The organism is Mesomycoplasma ovipneumoniae (genome assembly GCF_033343935.1).
Lineage (GTDB): Bacteria > Bacillota_I > Bacilli_A > Mycoplasmatales > Metamycoplasmataceae > Mesomycoplasma > Mesomycoplasma ovipneumoniae_G.
In genome coordinates this window covers 18,813-38,841 of record NZ_JAWPGQ010000005.1, presented here as the reverse complement: position 1 = coordinate 38,841, position 20,029 = coordinate 18,813, and the positions used below count along the sequence as shown (strand labels likewise).

At 29.2% G+C, this 20,029-nt stretch carries 14 protein-coding genes and 2 tRNA genes; 6 read left to right on the top strand and 10 right to left on the bottom strand.

Annotated elements, in window-relative coordinates; translation table 4 throughout:
• Positions 1-9: 9 nt before the first annotated feature.
• From R7X45_RS01820 to R7X45_RS01785, 8 genes are all read right to left on the bottom strand, one after another.
• Entirely contained in the window at positions 10-3,879 is a 3,870-nt protein-coding gene (locus R7X45_RS01820) for a P97 family adhesin (protein WP_318051068.1), read from the bottom strand.
• Positions 3,880-4,740: 861 nt separating this feature from the next.
• Complete coding sequence (locus R7X45_RS01815; protein WP_318051067.1) at positions 4,741-6,546, bottom strand: hypothetical protein; 1,806 nt, start codon at positions 6,544-6,546, stop codon at positions 4,741-4,743.
• Between the two features lie 366 nt (positions 6,547-6,912).
• The gene (locus R7X45_RS01810; RefSeq protein ID WP_318051066.1) at positions 6,913-7,080 is read right to left on the bottom strand and encodes a hypothetical protein; all 168 of its coding nucleotides are present in this window, start codon (positions 7,078-7,080) and stop codon (positions 6,913-6,915) included.
• A gap of 262 nt (positions 7,081-7,342) precedes the next feature.
• Positions 7,343-9,109 (bottom strand): hypothetical protein, encoded by a 1,767-nt coding sequence (locus R7X45_RS01805; RefSeq protein WP_318055693.1) that lies wholly within the window; start codon positions 9,107-9,109, stop codon positions 7,343-7,345.
• The gene (locus R7X45_RS01800) at positions 9,081-10,055 is read right to left on the bottom strand and encodes a hypothetical protein (protein ID WP_318055692.1); all 975 of its coding nucleotides are present in this window, start codon (positions 10,053-10,055) and stop codon (positions 9,081-9,083) included. Before R7X45_RS01800 ends, R7X45_RS01805 begins: the two co-directional genes overlap by 29 nt.
• 224 nt (positions 10,056-10,279) lie before the next feature.
• Complete coding sequence (locus tag R7X45_RS01795; protein WP_318055691.1) at positions 10,280-12,265, bottom strand: putative immunoglobulin-blocking virulence protein; 1,986 nt, start codon at positions 12,263-12,265, stop codon at positions 10,280-10,282.
• Between the two features lie 125 nt (positions 12,266-12,390).
• A complete protein-coding gene (metK, locus tag R7X45_RS01790; RefSeq protein WP_318055690.1) occupies positions 12,391-13,542 on the bottom strand; it encodes a methionine adenosyltransferase in 1,152 nt (383 codons plus the stop codon).
• A 35-nt stretch (positions 13,543-13,577) separates the two neighbouring features.
• Entirely contained in the window at positions 13,578-14,474 is an 897-nt protein-coding gene (locus R7X45_RS01785; RefSeq protein ID WP_318055689.1) for an ABC transporter ATP-binding protein, read from the bottom strand.
• Between the two features lie 382 nt (positions 14,475-14,856).
• On the opposite strand from R7X45_RS01785, the gene R7X45_RS01780 reads away from it, so the two are divergent.
• The 6 genes from R7X45_RS01780 to R7X45_RS01755 all read left to right on the top strand — a co-directional run bounded on the left by R7X45_RS01780 (position 14,857) and on the right by R7X45_RS01755 (position 19,602).
• Complete coding sequence (locus tag R7X45_RS01780; RefSeq protein WP_318055688.1) at positions 14,857-15,441, top strand: FMN-dependent NADH-azoreductase; 585 nt, start codon at positions 14,857-14,859, stop codon at positions 15,439-15,441.
• Between the two features lie 22 nt (positions 15,442-15,463).
• Positions 15,464-16,069, top strand: coding sequence for an FMN-dependent NADH-azoreductase (locus tag R7X45_RS01775; protein WP_318055687.1), 606 nt, complete (start codon positions 15,464-15,466; stop codon positions 16,067-16,069).
• Between the two features lie 58 nt (positions 16,070-16,127).
• Positions 16,128-16,352 (top strand): 50S ribosomal protein L31, encoded by a 225-nt coding sequence (rpmE, locus tag R7X45_RS01770; RefSeq protein WP_044283875.1) that lies wholly within the window; start codon positions 16,128-16,130, stop codon positions 16,350-16,352.
• Between the two features lie 15 nt (positions 16,353-16,367).
• A complete protein-coding gene (locus R7X45_RS01765; protein WP_044283876.1) occupies positions 16,368-16,805 on the top strand; it encodes a Dps family protein in 438 nt (145 codons plus the stop codon).
• On the top strand, positions 16,783-17,697 hold the full coding sequence (locus R7X45_RS01760; protein WP_318055686.1) for an RluA family pseudouridine synthase: 915 nt from the start codon (positions 16,783-16,785) through the stop codon (positions 17,695-17,697). The genes R7X45_RS01765 and R7X45_RS01760 overlap by 23 nt, the downstream gene beginning before the upstream one ends.
• Positions 17,698-18,585: 888 nt before the next feature.
• Positions 18,586-19,602 (top strand): hypothetical protein, encoded by a 1,017-nt coding sequence (locus tag R7X45_RS01755; RefSeq protein WP_318055685.1) that lies wholly within the window; start codon positions 18,586-18,588, stop codon positions 19,600-19,602.
• A gap of 116 nt (positions 19,603-19,718) precedes the next feature.
• On the opposite strand, the gene R7X45_RS01750 is transcribed toward R7X45_RS01755, so the two are convergent.
• Positions 19,719-19,803: transfer RNA gene (locus R7X45_RS01750), tRNA-Leu, on the bottom strand.
• 5 nt (positions 19,804-19,808) lie between these two features.
• A tRNA-Ser gene (locus tag R7X45_RS01745) sits at positions 19,809-19,900 on the bottom strand.
• Positions 19,901-20,029 lie beyond the last annotated feature (129 nt).

The window sequence follows — 20,029 nt, the reverse complement described above, 5'->3', positions numbered from 1 at the left end:
TTCCTTATTTTAACTTTGATCTGTATTTGATGGTGTTGAATCGCTTGGAGTTTGACTCGTGCTAACTTGTTTAATTACAGTAATATTGAATTTTTTTGAATAACGATATTTTTCTTCTTTTGGCTGTTCGGCAGCTTCTGCGGGTGCCGGAGCTGTTGGCTCAGCAGTTGGAGCTGAAGATGGGGTCGCTGGTGCAGGGGAAGCTGGAGTTGCTGGAGGCGCAGCTGGAGCGGGTGCCGGTGGAGTTTCAGAAGTTAAAACTTGTTTTGTTTCAACAGCTTCAGTTTCGTCTTCAGCTGATCCACTATTTGCTCCTTGACCAGTTGTGTCTTGATCTGAAGTGTTTCCGTTATCACTTTGTCCTTGATCAGTTTGGGTTTGATCTGGCCCGGCTTCATTATTTTTTTGTTCTTGATCAGTTTCAGATTGTTCTGAACTTGTTTCATCATTTTTTTCTTCTTGATCTGTTTTTTCTTCGGCAGTAACTTTTTCTAGATAAGATTCTGGAATTCCTACTTGAATTGTGATAAGTTTTTTATTTGGATCCTTTAAAATATCATCCTTAATTTCGATGTTAATTTTTAATTTAGGACTATCTTTTTCTGTTGAAGTAAATAAACTAGTAAAACTTTTGTTAAGAATTTGGCTAATTTCTGCACCAAATTTTGGTAATTTTTGTGTAAGTTCGTCTTGTTCTTGTTGAGTTTCAGCAGGGGTTTGAGTGTCGGTCTCGCCTTCAGATGTTTGAGCTTCTGGAATTTGTTGAGTTTCTTGTTCACCCCCAGATTCCTGAGTTTCTTGTGTTCCTTGGGTTTCTTGGGTTTCTTGGACTTGTTCGGCTTGTTGAGTTTCTTGAGCTTGCTGTTCAACTTGAGGTTGTTCACCTTCGCCTTGTTGAGTTTGTTGTGTTTCTTGAGATTCTTGAGATTCTTGAGTTCACTCAGCATCGCTAAAAAGATTTACAGGTACTTTTGGTTGTAAATTTTGTGAAGAATGACTAGAAACCAAAGCTGCTTGAACCGTAGTACCACCATCTGACCCGCTTGTTGTTGTGCTATTTTGACCAATTAATTTATCAAAATCTTCTGCACTTAGGTGAATTGTTTGGTAAGAAACGGGAATTGCATCGATTATTTGGTCGAGTTTTTTAGTAACTTCGTTAATTTTTGCAGTTTTTTCGTCAATTGTTTTGAGTATTAGTGTGGTTTTTGGACTTTCAAAAAGTGGAGCGCTAATTGTTCCAAATTCATCCTTTATTCCTAATTTGTAATAATAGTTAATAGCTTTATATTTTTTTGAAATATCTTCAACTTGGTCAGAAGTACTTTGTTTTTTAATTTCCTCAAGATCGCTGAGTGAAATTTCATCATTTGGTTCAAAAATAATTTCTGAATCTAGAAGAGCAATTTCTGACCAATTTTGATAATTATTTAGAAGACCAGCTTTGTAATAAAAGGCACTAATTACATCTGCTAAAGTTTCAAAATTAGCGATATTTTCATCAATTTTCTCAAATTTTGCAATTTGATCACTTTTTTGGTCAAAAAGGTTTAGGCTTGTTAATGATTCAAGAATTTTTTCATCATTTTTTAAAGTTGAAATTTTGGACTTAACATCTTTAGGTAAAAATAATGTTGATACAAATCCTGAATTTTCAAGGTTGGTATATTGATTGTTAAAGCTAAATTTCTTAAAATTGCTTGAATTAAGTTTAACTCGTCTTGCGCTTTCAAAAATTTTATTTCAGTCAAAATTATAATCTCTATCAAGATCAACAAAATTAAAAATTAAACCTGATGTTTTTAAAAAATCAACAAATGCTTGAACTACAATTCTAGGATTTTGTTTTGCTAAAAATGAATAGAAAGCACCAGTTTCATTAGGATTTTGCAAAAACTGAGTCGAATCTAATGAAATTGTACCGGTTTTTTGTGCATGTAGTGAATTATCAGTCTTAAAACTATTTGCATAGTCAAATGGGAAAATTAATGTTCCAGTTCAAGCTTTGATTAAACTTTCGTGATTTGAATAATTATAATTATAACCACTTATACTTTGAAGATGACGACTTAATTTTTCAAAATCATTATCTTGAATTAGTTGATCAATTTCTTTTTTACTATAAGGATTGTTAGAATCTAGTAAAAAGTATTTGTATTTTGGTTGTTTTTTGGTATGAGTATTACCTTCAGCTTCGGTAGTAGATTCGGTTTGAGTTGTTGTGTCAGATTGGGAAGTTGCGTCAGTTGTTGTAGATTGGGTTTCAATGGAAACAGTATCTTCTTGTACAGTGACTTGTTTTGCGTCTGATTCATCAGTTTCTTCAGTTTTTTTAACTTCAGGAAGCTCTTGTTTATCCTTAGTAGTATCATCTTTTTTAAACATTTTTAAATCAAAATTTTGATTTAAAAAAAGAAAATAGCGTCCATCGTCAATTTTTTGGTCGCTATTTTCATCAATAATGCTAAAGTTTTCTAGGTTAAGAACGCCTAATTTTTCTTCAACTATTTCCGATGATTCATTACCGTAAAATTTCTCAGAAATTTGAATTTTGTAGGGTAATTTTAAGTCAAATTTAGTGTCATTTTTAGAAATTTCAACATTAAAAGGATCAAAAACTAAATTAACACCTTGATTAGGTAATTTATTTGATGAATTTTTTAATCCAATATTCAAAGGTTTTTCTAAAACCTGATTGATTATTTGAACGATTTCTTTATTAATTTTTTTGTTTTTTATATCAAAGTTCGATAAGGTGAATTTTGTCTGTAATGAATTTAGAAAATCTAGAACACTAATATTGACTATTTTTTTAGATTCAGTATTTGATAACTCGATACTTTCTATTAAAGATTTTGAAGTTGTAAATAATGAGTTTCCTTCATTATCAACAATTCTAACTGGTTCAATTCAACTTTTAACTTCAGGAAAATCAAGTAGTTTTTGAGCTTCTAAACTAAATTCAGCTTTTAAAAATAAATTTAAAAAACCTCTGCTATCAACAAAGGCATATTCATTTGTTAACTGATTTTTTTCAAAGGAAAAATTAAAGATTTTATTATTAGAATCAGGAATTAAATTTTCCTCACTATTATATAGATCAAATAAAATATGCTTAATTTGTGGTAATAATTTACTTATTTTATTTTCAAGTTCCTTTGAAGTACGGGCTAAATTCAAAAAACTTGATATATCCTCAGCTCGCTTTAGAAAAATGTTGTCATTTAAAGTCGCCTGGGTATTTCCCGAATCAGCTGAGAATTCTTTAGTTGAGTTTTTATCTTTTAGACTAGAAAATTTAGTCTGAAAAAGTTTGACAATTTTTTGTAATTTAGAGCTAAAATTTGAACGTAAAAACTGTGATTTTTGCAAAAAACTAATTTCTTGAGAATAAATATCTGACTGCACAAAACTTTGGTCAGGCAACTTTTGTTTAACTTGATATTTAATTTCAAAACTTCGACTATCATCATTTGCTGTAATATCAACAAATTTTAGGTGTGGTTTATGAATATCAACTTCATCAGTGAGATCAATTTTTTGGTTTAGATCATTTGTTTTTTGAAAAACATCAACAAGGCGACTAAGATCGAGATCTTTTTGTTTGTTTCCGTTTTCATCAAAAATTATGTTTTTTATACTATAATAATCATCATTAGCAGATAAATCACCTAATTTAAATGAGACTAAGTTAATTTTTTTGGCAAAATTTTGAACATTTTCTCGCGGATTACCCGAATAAGAAATCCGAGTAGTTAAAACGGCAGTAGCCGTAAAAACCCCAACTCCAAAAAGACTAACTGCTATTCCCGTTTTTGACAAAATATTTTTTCTCAAAACATTAAATAGTGATTTTTGTTTAGGTTTACTCATAATCATATAATTATACCTTAAAGTAAAATTAAATCTACATTAATTTAAAAAATTAAGCCCAAATTTTGCATTCAAATCACTATGAACGGCGTCAAACTGCAAACTCAAGAAAAATAACTATCAAAACAAAAACATTGAATTTTAAATCTAACACTCGTGAATGCAAAATCTACTTATTAATCAAACTAAAAAAGCTAAAATTTTAACTTAAAAAGCAAAATATGAAATGTTTAAACTGCTTTTTTAGTTTAAAACACTGACAAAAATCATAAAAAACTACTATTTAAACTCAATGCAAATAGAAAACTCACTTTTACTTGCATTGAGCCTAAAAAAATATATGAAGTTTTGAAAGAACAATAACCAAAAGCCTTAAATTTGTAGATTTCCAAACGGTCAAATTTAAAGCATTCCATCATATCTAAAAATATAATGGATAATTCGCGCTATCTTATTTTATTATGACAAAAAACATAATTAAACCTGCCTAATTCAATATCAAAATTTATTAATTCATTCTTAGTGAGTGTAATTATAACAGAATTTTTTTCTAGACCAAACATTTTTTTTTTTTTTTTACAAAAGGTTAATTTTAAAATAATAAAATTAAGATTTTACCGTCAAAAAACCCGAATTTACGGGCATTTTTGTGTATTTGTATTCAATAAAAAGTGAATGTTTTCCATCAAACTGTCAAACTCAGGAGTTTTTATATCAGCTAAATTATTTACTCAGTTCTTAAAAAATAAATAGGCACAAAAAATTCAGCAACTTTTGCAATAAACAAAATTTTTTCTAACAAAATATTTATTTTTGAATAAGCTAAAATAAAAAAGCTAAAAATTTTAAAAAAAGAATTTAAAATGTTTAGTCTAGAAGTTTTTCACCATCGAAAAGATCAGCAAACATTTTTTCATCTTCACGAGCTTTCTCGCTATATTCACTGCGAAAATCTGTTTTATCAATCTCTTTAAAATAGTTATTTTTTTCTCAATAATTTAAAGAAAAATCAAAGTGTCTTTCTAAAATCAATTTCTTTTCTTGCAGGGTATATAAATCCGAATTTTCTACAAAATCGTCAAAATACTTAAATTCATGAGTTGTTTCCTCTTGAAATTTTTTAATTGCATCACGATATAAAATTAGTTCTTCCATAGATGATTCAATTACATTTTTATTTAAATAATTTGATTTTGATGGAGAAGAAAAAACAAACTGGGGATCTTGGTTATTTCGCAGAAAAATATCTTGTTCAAGTTTAACCAATTTTTCCTTAAAATAATATTTTAAAATTTCGTATTTTCCTTGATAAATATCATCATATAGATTTGAATGGCCAACTCAGTAATAAATTTTTTGCCCATCAACATACAGTAAAATGAAATTTTTTAGTGATATGGGCGAAATTCAGCCAGTGTTGGTGCTATAAGTCGAACGATAGTACGGTTTAAACCAAAAAACTGGCTTTTTTGAGTCAAATTGGAAAATTATTTCATCAAAAAGGCCATATTCTTGCCCGCCAAAGTAAAAAATTTGGAAATTTTCCGGTTTTAGTTTTGCCCAACTTGGTAAAATAAAATAATCAGGTTCAGCAAGATTGACATTCTCAGTGTCCATATGATATCTAGGACCAAATAAAATTTGCAACAAATAGATAAATTCAATTTTATTTGTTCATTTATTCAAATTATCATAATAAAATTGGCCTAATTTATCAAAAAGGTTGATGCAAAATTTTCGATATTCAAGACCGAATTTATCAAATCAACTAAGAATAAATTTATCACGGTTTTCAATGTTTAGATCAAGCCTTTTAATCACGTATTTTTCAAATTTTTTAAGCAAATTTTCATAAGTTTCAAAAGTAAATACATTTTGAATTGGTTCAATTTGGGTTTTTTCGCCAAAATTATAATTCTCTTTTAACAACGAATTGTAGATATTTTCTACGTTTTGTCCTAAATATGGTTTGTTTATATCTACAAATTTTGAATTATATTCATATCTTTTTGATAAAAAATCAAAGATTTTTTCCCGATAATTTCATAAATTTTTTGGCTTTGCATAAGGAATGCTTTCTTTGATTTCCTTAATTATCATACTTTCAATTTTTTTTAGTTCGTCTTTTGATTTGAACATTTTTTGAAAAACTGCAGGAAAGGAAATTGAAAATTCACATTTTTCTGTATCACCAAAATTTTCAAAACCAACGATTACCGATCTAAAGCCTTTAGTGTCATAGGTCGAGTCCGAAAAATAGGGTTCTCATTCACACTCATCACTTAGATTTTCTTTTTTTCGACAATAATCTTCATCACCTCATCTACGGGACAAACACCTAATTTCATCATAAAAATCAAAGTCATGCAGTTTTTTCAAAAAAAAGACTGTTTTTGGGATATCTTCTAGTCTTAAATTATAAACATAATCATCACGTTTGTAATCTAAGCCAATAATAGTTTCAATTGGATTGTGCACAACCGAGCAAAAATCCATGACATAGACTCATAAAAAGTCTGGAATTGCTTCATATTTTTCATAGGGATCACAGGGTAAAACATTATCAGAAAATATGTGTTTAACTGAGCAATAAGTTTTAAAATCAATTTCTAAATATTTTAGTTCTTTTAATTGTTTTCTTGATTTAGACATCAAATCTAATTGGTTTTTCATATAAAAATCCACCTTTTCAATATTTAACATTTTTATTATTACTATACTGATTTATAAAAAAGAAGGTTTTTCAACACGAGCTTGATTTTGAAGTTCTCTAAAGTCAACAGCATGAACTTTAAATTTTAGTTTTGGTATGCTCATTTCAAAATAGAGCTCACTTTTTTGTTAGCAATTTTAAGTAAATAACTATTTAAAATTAGCTGACCATATTGATTAATTTGAATTTCAATATCATCTGATTAGGAGGGGCTGAATTAGTGCTTGCTTTGTTTAGATGTGTTTGACTTTTTTTAATATTCGCATTAATAACAAGTGAATTTTCTTGGTTTTTGGTTGAAAAAATTTGGGCTAAATCAGCAAAATTTAGCGTTTTTTTGAATTTAATAAATCTAAATCACGGGTTGTGAGTTTAAAATCTGAATAGTTTTTTGTATTTTGAAAATGTCAAAGTAGACTAAAAACACTTAGACTTAATAATGAAAAAGTAATAATATTAACAATAAACTTAAAAAGTTTCAGTTTTTTATTCATGTTTTCTCCCTTTTTATATGCTATATTCAAATTCTTTACTCATTAAAATTATAGCATACACTAAAACTTTTTAGGGAAAATTTCATTAAAATCCAGCCTCTTAAAAAAATTGATAAAAAATTCAAGCAATTTTTGCAAATAAACAAAATTTTTTTAACAAAATTACTATTTTTAAATAAATAAAAGTGAAAAACAAGTTAAAAATTTTAAAAATAAACTTAAATTATTTGTGTTTAAATTTATTAATTAACAAAAAGATCTACTATTCCCCTTCTATCTCAATAAATTTTTTGCTTTTATAACCGCGAAAATCTACTCTTGCAATTTCATTATAATATTCAGTTCTATCATCATTATCTCAAGAAAAGAGAAGGTGTTGTTGTAAAATCAATTCTTTTTCTTGTTGGCTATATAAATTAGTATTTTCTAGAAAGCGTCTAAAATACTCAAATTCATGGTCTGTTTCTTTTAGAAATTTATTCAAGGCATCCCGATATAAAATTAATTCTTCCATAGATGATCCAATCACATTTTTAGTTAAATTATTTTGTCTTGTTGATCTAGAAACATAGAACTCCGGATCCTTACCATCACGCAAAAAAATATCTTGTTCAAGTTTGACTAATTTTTGTTTAAAATAATATTTTAAAATTTCGTATTTACCTTGATAAATATTATTATATAAATTTGAATGGCAAAATCAGTAATAAATTTTTTCACCGTCAACATTCAATAAAATGAAATTTTTTAATGCAATTGGTAAAATTCATGCATCACCAGCTCCATAGGCGGAGTAGTAATATGGTTTAAATCAAAAAACTGGCTTTTTTGAGTCAAATTGGGAAATTATTTCATCAAAAAGGCCATATTCTTGTCCACCAAAGTAAAAAATTTCGAAATTTTCAAGTTTTAATTTTGCTCAGCTTGGTAGAATAAGAAAATCAGGCTCATCGGGATAAAAATCTAGATCTTCAACTCAATATTTAGGACCAAATAAAATTTGCAACAAATAGATTAATTCGATTTTATTTGTCCAATTATTCACATTATCATAATAATTTTTGCCGTCTTCACCAAAAAGTTTGATGCAATACTTTCGATATTCTGGACCAAATTTATCAAATCAACTAAGAATAAATTTATCACGATTTTCAATGTTTAAATCGAGTTTTTTAATCCCGTATTTTTCAAATTTTTTAAGTAAATTTTCGTAAGTTTCAAAAGTAAATACATTTTGAATTGGCTCAATTTGGGTTTTTTCACCAAAATTATAATTCTCTTTTAATAACAAATTGTAAATATTTTCTACATTTTGTCCTAAATATGGTTTATTTATATCTACAAACTTTGAATCATATTCAAATCTATTTGATAAAAAATCAAAGATTTTTTCATGGTAATTTGATAAATTTTTTGGCTTTGCATAAGGAACGCTTTCCTGAATTTCCTTAATAATTAAAGCTTCAATTTCTCTTAATTTGGTTTTTGATTTAAATATTTTTCAAAAAATAGCCGGATAAGAGATTGAAAATTCACATTTTTCAATATCATCAAAGTTTTCAAAGACAACAACAACCTCTTCAAAACCTTTACCGTCGTGTAAAGTGTATGCAGGATAAAGTTCAGAGATAAGACCAAGATTTTCTTTTCCATTTTTATAACAATATTCACCGTTTGCTCAACCGCCAATTAAACACCTAATATCATTATAAAAACCAAATTTATTGAGTTTTTTGGAAAAAAACGCACTTTTTGGGATATCTTCTAGTCTTAAATTATAAACATAATCTTCTTGTTTATAATTTAAACTAATAATTCTTTCAATTGGATTAGGATTGAAGTATTCATAAAGGTAATTGGATAAAAAATTTGGAAATGGATAATTCTTATAATAACAATCAGACGTTGAATCCACATCATCATCAGTCATGTTTCGAATTGAACAACGACTTTTAATATTAATTTCCATATATTTTAGTTTAATTAACTGTTTTTTTGCCTTAGTTACTAAATCTAATTGCATCTCCATATAAAAAATGCACCTTTTCAACATTTAACATTTTTTTTCTTGGTATAAAATCCTTCTTATCGAATTTTCCCTTTATCATTCTTGCTCTCCTTACGTGATAACTGGGAAAATATATTTTTATGTATGATGGTATATTTTTATTTTTGCTTGTATCAATATTAAACGCATTTTTAGGGTTAGTTCAATCAATAGCATCACTAGCTAGTCCTTTCCCAACAACAAAGCGATCATTAGTAAAACCGATATCTTTATTTAAATTATAATTTGGGTTTCTTGGTCCTTTATTTCCTACCATCAAATTTGCTGTATATTTTGTTTTTATAGCCAAATTTTCCATAACTGATCTATTATATGAATAAAAATCAATAGGTGAATTTAGTTTCTTATCCATATTTTCACGGTCATAAACATTTTCATTATCTTTTACTGAACTAGGTAGCAAGTTTTTAATAATAATTTTGGTTAATTCTGATTGGGCTAGCAAACTTCCAACCGCTAAAAGTCAGGCTGCAGGTTCTGGAATTGCTTGTTTACTAATAACAAAATAAGGTTCTAACTTTTCATTGTGAAAATTAAAAAATCATGCAGGATGGATTCCCGTGTAGTTTACTAATTTTTCCTTTTCTTTTGCTTTTACAATAGAAAGTTCTAAAGTCGCTGTATTTGCTATTTCTTTAATACTAGGCTCACCTTTTGCTTTTGGCAATTTATCTAAGTCAACCACAATTGAGCTTTCAGTTCTTCAAGTAACAGGATTATTATCAGCTGGCGCAGGAACAGGGGCATAATTATCTGACGAATAGTAACTTTCACGGGTCCCAAATCATCTACCTACATCATCAACAACCTTTGGAAAAGTTTCGACAGCTACCGCAGCAGCTGTCGAAACTGCTACTGCGGCAATGGCAGCTGCGATAGCATTTGAAATAAATGGAATAAAAGGCAAGAGGAAAAAGAAGGTTTTTTCAACCCGAGTTTGATTTTTAAGCTCTCTAAAGTCAAAAACATAACCTTCTAATTTTAGTTTTGGTATACCTTCTTCAAAATAGAGTTCAGCTTTTTTGTTAACAAATTCAAGCGAAGCACTATTTAAAATTACCTCACCTTCTTGATTAATTTGAATTTCAATATCATCCAGATTAGGAGAGTCTGAATTAGTACTTGTTTTGTTTAGATGTGTTTTGGCTTTTTTAATATTTGCATTAATAACAAGCGAATTTTCTTGGTTTTTGGTCCTGAAGTAGAACTATCAGAGTCAATTCCAAAGGAAATGTCACGGAACTTTAAGAAAAAGTTAGCTTGTTCTTTAATACCAGTGTCAGTTTCTCATGTTGAAATCTGACGGTTGAATTCTTGGTTAGCCTCGTCAAATTTAATATCTTTAAAAGTTTTTATTTCGGTTTTAGAAAAATCAAGGTTAGGTGGATAGCCCCCACGGCCACCAAAAACTCCTTGGAATACTCGCTGATTAATTTTTGATCCAAAAGCGATTTTTAGTCCTTCATTAATTTTGTCAGTAGTTCCTAGCTCTTTTGTTCAACTTAAGGTGTCAAAACGAATTGAACCAGGTAATTTTGCTTTATCATTATAAAGATTTATATTTGCTTTATCAACAAAGTCTCATTTAATAAAGTCAACATTTTTAAGCCCGTTAGGATTAATAGCTCAAGTTCCGGTTTCTTTTTGGGCATTTGAATAAAGTGAGAGTTCAGTAAGTTTATGATTTTCTAATTTTGAAAGTGCCTCAAGCCCTTTATTGTCTTCAACAAAAAGACGCAACGAAGTAATTGAACTAGGAAGTTTTGAAATAATTCGTTCGATTGTTGAGGTGTACTCACCTTTGACATTTTGAAGGACAACTTCTTTTAGGTCACTTTGAGATGTGGCTAGACTTGCAAGGATGCTATCAAATTTTGACAGAGCAGTTGGATCTGAGGAGTCTAAATAAAGTGATTTGAATTGGGTTAGTCCGTTATTTCCAGCGGTGTTACCGGGATTTTTCTTGTATTGAATTAGGCGAATAGCATTGCTACCATTAGGAATACCGGCACTTGAGAGAGCAAAATTAAAGGTTGAATCCTTTACATGTGAGCTAGGATCATTTAGTCCGCCAGATCAACCTTGACGAGATAGGCTACTTAAAACTGTTGAATCTTGATTTGGCCATGGACTATCATAAGGTGCAATTCCTCTTGCATTATCAGCTTTAATTGCATTTTTAACGATATTATTTCTAGGTTCTCATCCGTCAGTTTCCTTGTCGGGAGTATAACCTTTTTCAAGCAGACCAATTTCTTGGCTATCAAGGCGTCCTTGTTCAAAACGGGCTTTACGTTCAGAGTGGTACTTTAAATCGTATTGTTGGCGCTCAAGTTCATATTTTTTTTGGTTAATTTGGTAATTATAACTTTCATTTCAAACTTTAAGACGTTTTTCATATTCCTCAGTACCTACCACTTTTGACCCTGATCAGTAAACTGAGTCATGTTTTTGATGTTGCTGTCTTTCTAATTCTCTAATTTCAGCAGTTATTCTTGCAATATTTGAATTAGTAGTACCTACATTAGTTGAAGCCCGAAATATAAGGTTTTGGATAGCTTGACCATATTTTCCATTTGGATCAACTTGCTGATAAGTAGCCGCAGGAGTAGGAGCAGGTGGGGTAAAAGTTGGAGTTACCGGTCGGGCTTGGACTCTTGGAGGAGTAACTGTTTGAATTGTTCTTACTCTTTGGGCCGGACGAGGAGCTGGGCGGGTGATAGTTCGAATTGGGGTAACAATTGGTGAGATTGGTCTTGGTTTTGCTTTTGGTGTTGATTGAGGAACTGGGTTGTCGATTTTTTTAACTGTTGGGGGTTGGACGGTTTCAACTGGTTTTGGGACAACTATTTTTGGGCCTGGACTTGGGATTGGCGCTTCAGGTAGATTTTGTTTTTTAGGTGGATTAATAAAATTTGTATTTGCAACAGGAGAAAAATTAACATCATTTGGGGTGTTTTTCAAAACTATTGAAGGAGTTGATGTTGAATATGAAACTTCTAAAGGATCAAAAATACTACCTGAAAAAACACTCGGAATATAAGCTGCACTGGCAACAGAAAGTCCGAGCAATGAAACGGCGATTATTTTTTTTCTTTTTGATAAATACAGTACCATGATATCTCCTTTTGCAAATTACTTTGTTTAACTTGTTTAACTTGTTTTAATTTGTTTTTACTTATTCACTTAAATTATAATATAAATTATAAAAAAAGGTAGTAAAAAATCTTAAAAAAATTGGGCTAATTTTTTCAGTCTTGCTTTGATAAATATTGGTGAATTTTTTCAACACAGTCAGTCTTTTCAAAGCTAAGATCAAGATCATCGCGGCCAAAATGTCCATAAACTGCAAGATTTTTGTAAATTGGCTTTCATAGCCCAAGTTGACTAACTAAATTAGCAAGGCGAAGATCAAAAACATCTCTAATAATTTGACTAATTTGATCTGTGCTAAATTTAGAATTTTTAACATAAGTAATATTAACTAAATCAGGAAATTCAGAGCCAATTTGATATGAGAGTTGAATTTCAATTTCATCTGCTAAATTAGCGGCAACTAGATTTTTTGCAATATAACGGGCAATATAAGCTCCACTTCGATCAACTTTTGTATAGTCTTTTCCACTAAAAGCTCCACCACCATGGTGAGCTGCATCTCCGTAGGAATCCATAATTATTTTTCGCCCAGTCAGACCACTATCACCAATTGGGCCACCAATTGTAAATTCACCAGCTTGATTAATGAAAGTTTTAAAATCTGAATTTAGACCATGTTCTTTGGCAGTTGGTATCATAATTTTATTTAATACAAAGTCGCGAAAGCGAGTTATGTCATAATTTTTTAAATGCTGAATTGACATTAACATTTTAGTTATTTTTGGTTGGCTGTTTTGGTCATAGACAACTTCAACTTGAGATTTCATATCAGCAAGGGCTTCTAAAAACTGACCATTTTTACGGTAAAATTCAGCTTTTTGAACCAAAGAGTGGGCAAGACTTTGACCAAGAGGCATAAAATTTTTAGTCTCATTAGTGGCAAAACCATAAACAATCGACTGATCACCAGCACCAAGGCTATTTTCAGAACGATTTACAAGACTAGAAATTTCTCTTGACTGGTTATTTACATTCGAAATTATTGTAAAATCATTTTCGGTATAGCCAATTTCAAATAAAATTTCCCAAGCAGTTTTGACAAAATCAACATAGCCAGTTGTCGAAATTTCACCGCCGATAATAATAAGTCGATTTGAAGCCATCACTTCAATTGCCGCCCTTGAGTCTGGATCTTGAGCTAAAAGTTTATCAAGAATTGAGTCAGCAATTTGGTCACAAATTTTATCAGGATGACCTTTTCCAACAGATTCGGCGACTGAAATTTTCGATATTTTCATTTTTTTTCCTTGGTTCTAAAATTAATAGCTATGAATTAGGCAGTTTTATTTTTTGCTTGGAGAAATTCTTCAAATGAGAGTGATTTTTGCCGGTTTGTTGTCAGTTTTCCGTTATTTATTTTTATAATTAAGTCGGCAAGAGGTTCCATTTGGGGATCGTGAGAAACCATGACGATTGTTGTTTTATATTTTTTATTAATGTATTTAAGAATTCTTAAAACTATATTTGTGTTATTTTCATCAAGAGCGCCGGTTGGCTCGTCAGCAAAAATTATTTTTGCGTTTTTAACAAGAGCTCTTAATATTGAAATTCGCTGTTGTTGACCACCGGACATTTGTGACGGGAATTTAAATTTTATATCATCTAGTTCAAATTCAGAAAATAAATCCTGGATATCCAAAAGTTTTGTTTTATCACCTTGAAGATAAGCGCCAACTTGAACATTATCATACCCATTTATATTTCCTAGAAGATTATATGATTGGAAAATAAATGAAACTTTTTGACGACGGAATTTTGTAAGCTCTGAATTTTTAAGGTAGGCTAAATTAACCGAGTCAACAATTATATCACCTTCAGTTGCCCTATCAAGCCCTGACATTAGATTCAATATTGTTGACTTTCCTGATCCGGATTTACCATTTAAAATAGCAAAATCACCCTCGGCGATACTAAAACTAATATCTGCAAAAACTTTTGTAACAACAGAGCCAAAAAGATAATATTTTGATACGTTTTTAAAATCTATTATCGAACCAGGTAAGTTAGCATCTTGAATTTTACCAACTTTAACTCGTGGAGTATCGTTTGCTCAGCGAATTAATTTTAATTGTTTTGCTGATAAATTTTCTGACTCAGTTTCTTTGATTATTTTTAAGGCTTGTGTTTGTCTTTCAACTTTTTTTGCCTTTGAAAAAAAACTTAATGACATATTTACTCCTGTAATTGCTAGTTCAACTAGTTTTTATAATATATTTAAACTTTTACATTAAAGGCTAAATTATAATACAAAAGTTAAATTTTAAAATATTTTTTAAAATTTAATGCAAAAAAGTAAAAGCTATTGAACTAAAATAAAAAAAACAAGAGTAAAAAACAAGCTATGCCAGGAATAAAACAAACTAATTTTAATTCTTAATCTTTTATTCTTATTCTGGCAAGATAATTCTATTCTTAATCTGGCAACATAATTGAGATATTTATTATACCAGAAAATTTTAATTTTGGTAATAATTTTTTTTTATTTTTTTTAATTGTTTTTTAAGGTAAAATTTAATTAATTAAATAGCAAATAAAATAAAATGGAGGCTAAAATGACAGAGGTTTTATATATAAAGTCACATTTAAACCAAAATTCAACTTCTAACAATGTTGCAAAACTTTTTATTGAACATTATAAAGAGCAAAATCCTGATGCAATTATTAGTGAATTTGATCTTAATGATTATAAAGTCGGGCAAATTTCCCTAAATTCAGAAAATTTTTCAAGTTTTTGAAAAGAAGTTGATGCTGATTTTTGAATTGAAAAGCTAAAACAAGCCAAAAAAGTAATTATTTCATCACCGATAATAAATTGAGGCTATTCAGCCCAAATTAAAAATTTTTTTGATGCAGTTTGTCTTGCTGATCGTACATTTTCTTATAAATATTCAAAAAAAGGTGGAGCAATTGGTCTTCTTGATAATATTGAAAATGTCCAAATTATATTAAGCTCACATTCAAAACAAGAAGAACTGCCAAGTCCAAATCCAGCTGAGACAATCATTGGTACTTTTAATTTTCTTGGTGCTAAAAAAATTAATAATCCCCTTATTATTGAACAGTCTTATAAATATAAAGAAAATGGCTTTGATGAGACTCTCCTAAAGCATATCGAAGAGACAGCCAAAAGTTTTTAAAAAAAGTAAAAATAGGAAAATTATGAATATTCTAGTTTTAAAGTCATCAGTTAATGAACAAAAAGGATCATATTCTTCGACTCTTTCAGATCTTTTTGTTAAATTTTACAGAGAGATTAATCCGCAAGATCAAATTGAAGTTCTTGATCTAAATAAATTTGCGATTGCTAACATTAATTTAACAGAAAAAAATTTTGAAGATGGTAGTTTTTACCAAAATGCACAAGCAGAGTTTTGAATTGATAAATTAAAAAAAGTAGATAAAGTTGTTTTTTCAACTTCAATGACAAATTTTAATTATTCAGCCACAACTAAAAACTTTTTTGATGCAATTACAATCCCAAATCAAACCTTTAGTCTTAATAAAGAAACTGGCGAGTATCACGGATTATTAGATAACATAAAAAATGTACAAATTCTTACAGCCCAAGGAGCTCCAATTGGTTGATATCCATTTGGAAATCATACTGCCTTAATTAAACAAATTTTTGAATTTTTAGGTGCTAAAATTGTCTCAAGCCCTTTTGTTCTTGCAGGAACAAAAGTAGCCCCAGCAAATCAACTATCAATTAGCGATTTTGTTGAGCAACATCAGACTGAAATTAAAAAATTAGCACAAAATTTTTAAAATATCGAAAAACAAGTATAATTTTATAATTGATTTAAAAAAAATTATAAGGACTAACATGAAAAAAAATATCCATCCTGTTCAACACGACTTAGCTCTAACTTGTTCAACTTGTAATTCAGAATTTACTATCAAAACAGTAGTTGATAAATTTACAATTGATATTTGTTCTGGTTGCCATCCTCAGTTTACTGGTGATAGATCACTTAGTCGAACTACCGGAAGAATTGAAAGATTTCGTCGTATGGCAGCAAAAGCGCAAAAAAATCCTGTAAAAAAATAGTCAATAATTTTAAATATGATTACAAAATTAAATAAATTACAAGCAAATCTAACTGTTTTGTATACTAATTTGAAAAATTTTCATTGAAACCTACAAGATGTAGATTTTTTAGTTATTCATAAATATACAGACAAATTAGCAAAAAAAACAATTGAATTTGTTGACGAAGTCGCTGAAAAAATCCGTTCACTAGGACAAGTTGCAATTTCAAGTTTTGATGAAATTAGTCAAAATTCAGATTTAGAAATATTTAATTCAAAAATTTGAACTTCTGAAGTAGCTCTTGAAAAAATTGGCAAACAAATCAAGCTAATTCTTGAAGTTTGCAAAAATATCCAACAAGACGAGTCAAATTTTGAAATTCAACATTTAATTTTCCCGTTAATTGATGAACTTGTTCTTTACTATCATAAAGAACTTTGAATAATTCATGCACAAAAATCAAATAATTAATCTTATTTATGATTCAGAACCGATAAGAATTGATATTTTGGTTGCTAAATTAACTAATTCTTCACGGGCTATTGCTCAAAATTTAATTTTAAATAAAAAAGTTTTGATTGATAATGTTCTATCTTCTAAAAAAAATTTACTTGTAAAATCTGGTCAAAGTATTATGATCATAAATGATTATACAAGTCCAGAGCCATCATTAAAAGCTGCTAAAATTGATTTTGAAATTATTTTTGAAGATGAAGATATTCTTTTAATCAATAAACCAAAAAATTTAGTTGTTCATCCTGGCGTTGGCAATTGAGACGGAACACTTGTAAATGGAGTCATTGATTTTTTAAAAAATAATCTCAGTGATCTTGATAAAGTTCGACCAGGAATTATCCATCGACTTGATAAAGATACAAGTGGTCTTATTTTAGTAGCTAAAAATGCAAAATCACATTCATATTTTGCCGATCAATTGGCAAAAAGAGAAATTCAAAGATTTTATAAAGCAATAGTAGTTGGAAAAATACCTCATAAATTTATTAAAATAAATTTGCCAATTGCTCGTGATTCTAAAAATCCCTTAAAAAAGACAGTTAGTTATTTTAATTCCAAACAAGCAATAACTAATGTTGAATTAATTAAGCATTTTGTTTACAAAAACCAAAATTTTAGCCTAATAAAATGCCAACTTGAGACTGGTAGAACTCACCAAATTCGCTTACATCTTGCTCATATAGGTTTTCCAGTTTATGGCGATCCAATTTATGGAACCAAAGTTGATAATTTAGGCCAAAGATTGCATGCTTACAAATTAATTTTTAAACATATTGACGGAAAAGAACTTGAATTTAGCACTGATTTGCCAAAGGAATTTATGATCGCCTTTAATGAAAAAATCTAAAATTTTAGTGTCTTAGAGTATTTCATTAAAAAAGAAACAAAGAAAAATTTTAAGCAAAAATTTACTATATAATAAGGATATCCCTAGTTTCCCAGTTTGATGAGATAATCTTAAAAGAGTGTCCGGTTTTGGGCGCTTTTTTAACTTTTTTGGCAAAAGTTAATTACCTATTTTTTACCGATTTATTAAGATAACTGGAAAACTCAGGACAAATAACTACCAAACGAAAAACACTGAATTTTAAATCTAACACTCACGAAAGAAAAACCTACTTATTAACCAAAAAAGCAGACTAAAAAGCAAAATTATGAAATTTTTAAACTACCTTTTTAGTTAAAACGCTGACAAAAACAATAAAAAAATACAACTACTATTTAAACTCAATGCAAATAGAAAACTCGTTTTTATTTGCAGCGAGCCTAAAAAAACATATGAAGTTTTGAAAGAACAATAACCAAAAGCCCTAAATTTGAAGATTTCTAAACGGTTAAATTTACGGCATACCATCATATTTAAAAATATAATGGATAATTCGCAATATCTGATTTTTTTATGACAAAAACATTCTTAATTCCCCCTAATTCAATATTAAAATTTATTAATTATTCTTAGTGACTCTATTATAACATAATTTTTTCTTAGACCAAACATTTTTTTTTTTTTTTTTACGAGCGTTAATTTTAAAATAATAAAGATTAAGATTTTAGCCTCAAAAATCGCGGATTTACGGGTATTTTTGCATATTTATATTCGCTAAAAAGTGAATTTTTGCCATCAAACTGGCAAACTCAGAAAAAAAAGAAACAAAGAAAAAAATTTGAAAGCAAAAATTTACTATATAATAAGGATATATAGTAAATTTTTTTACTCAAAGAAATGGGATGATTTATGAAAATAAATAACAAAAATATTAAAAAAATTATTGGTCTAAGTCCATTAACCAATTTAACATTTGCTAGCTTGTTAATTAGTGTTCCAGTAATTTCAGTTATTTCCCTGAAAAATTGGCATCAAAAAGATTCAACAAGTCTGGCTTATAATGAAGAATTTAACAACTTTTTAGATACAGAAGCTAATAACGTTATTAGCCAATTAGAGCAAAATTCTAGTGTTAATTTTTTAAATGTTCAAGATGTTGACCAGGAAGCACGAAAAATTGGCAATCTTGGTAGATTTAAAAAAGATTTCAATAATTTTATTAATAAAGTAAAAGCAAATCCAAGGGCAAATCTTGAAAAACTTGCAAAAGATACTTTAGCAACAAAAGGCATTAATTATGACCAATTAAAAAAACAATATCAACGCAAAGTCAAAATGCCATCAGTAACATTTTCATACAAATACAAACCACAAAACCGTTGATCTATGGGTAATGTTCCATTCCCTTGAGATCCTAGAAAAATAAGCTTTCGCAGAGTTCCAGCCTCCGGAGTTCCACAAAACAATGATACTTATAATAGATATTCAGCCGGAGTATGAAGGTCACATGTAAAAACTGCTTCATTTGCAGCAATAAATTTTGGACTAGCCGTGGCTTATGGTTTTGCTCTTAATTTTGTCGCTGCTGTTTCAGCCGGTGCGGCAGGGTCAATGCTTAGTTATCTTTCAGCAAAATACAAAGAACTTTATGATCAACTACAAAAAGCTCCTTTTGATATTAGCGATAAAATCAAAGGACAAATGGCAAGCCATGCAAATGCAATTGGTATTGCAGGTAGCGTTAACAAATGACTTCGAGGAGTTTTAACTCTTGCAAATAGTGTTAGAAAAATACAAACAACCGTTAGACCAGCGTTATTAGCTTCAAGCGTGCTTTCAAATGCTGGCGCTATTATTTCATTAATCGATCTAACTCAAGGACTCATTAGCGAACTTATAGACCGTCTAGTGATTATTGATAATTAATTTGAAATTTTTAGGAAATAGTAAGTCAAAAATCTATTCAAACTTAAAAAAAGCCACTTATTTAAGCGGCTTTTTTTAAGTTTGAATAATTTAATTTTTATACAGGATTAATTATATGGTGCTCTCGACAAGACTTGAACTTGCACCCGTTTCCGGATTAGAACCTCAATCTAACGTGTATACCAATTTCACCACGAGAGCTAATATGGCGGATCAGACAGGATTTGAACCTGCGCGGGTTTTTTGAACCCCTAATACGTTTCCAACATATCCTCTTAAGCCTCTTGAGTACTGATCCAAAGTAACATAAGATTTAACACTATAATTATACAACAAAAAAAGGATTACTATTAATTTAGATTCAAATTTTTAAACTTCTAAATTAAAGGAAGCAAAAGTTCAAAAGAATGGCTCCTAAGAATAAATG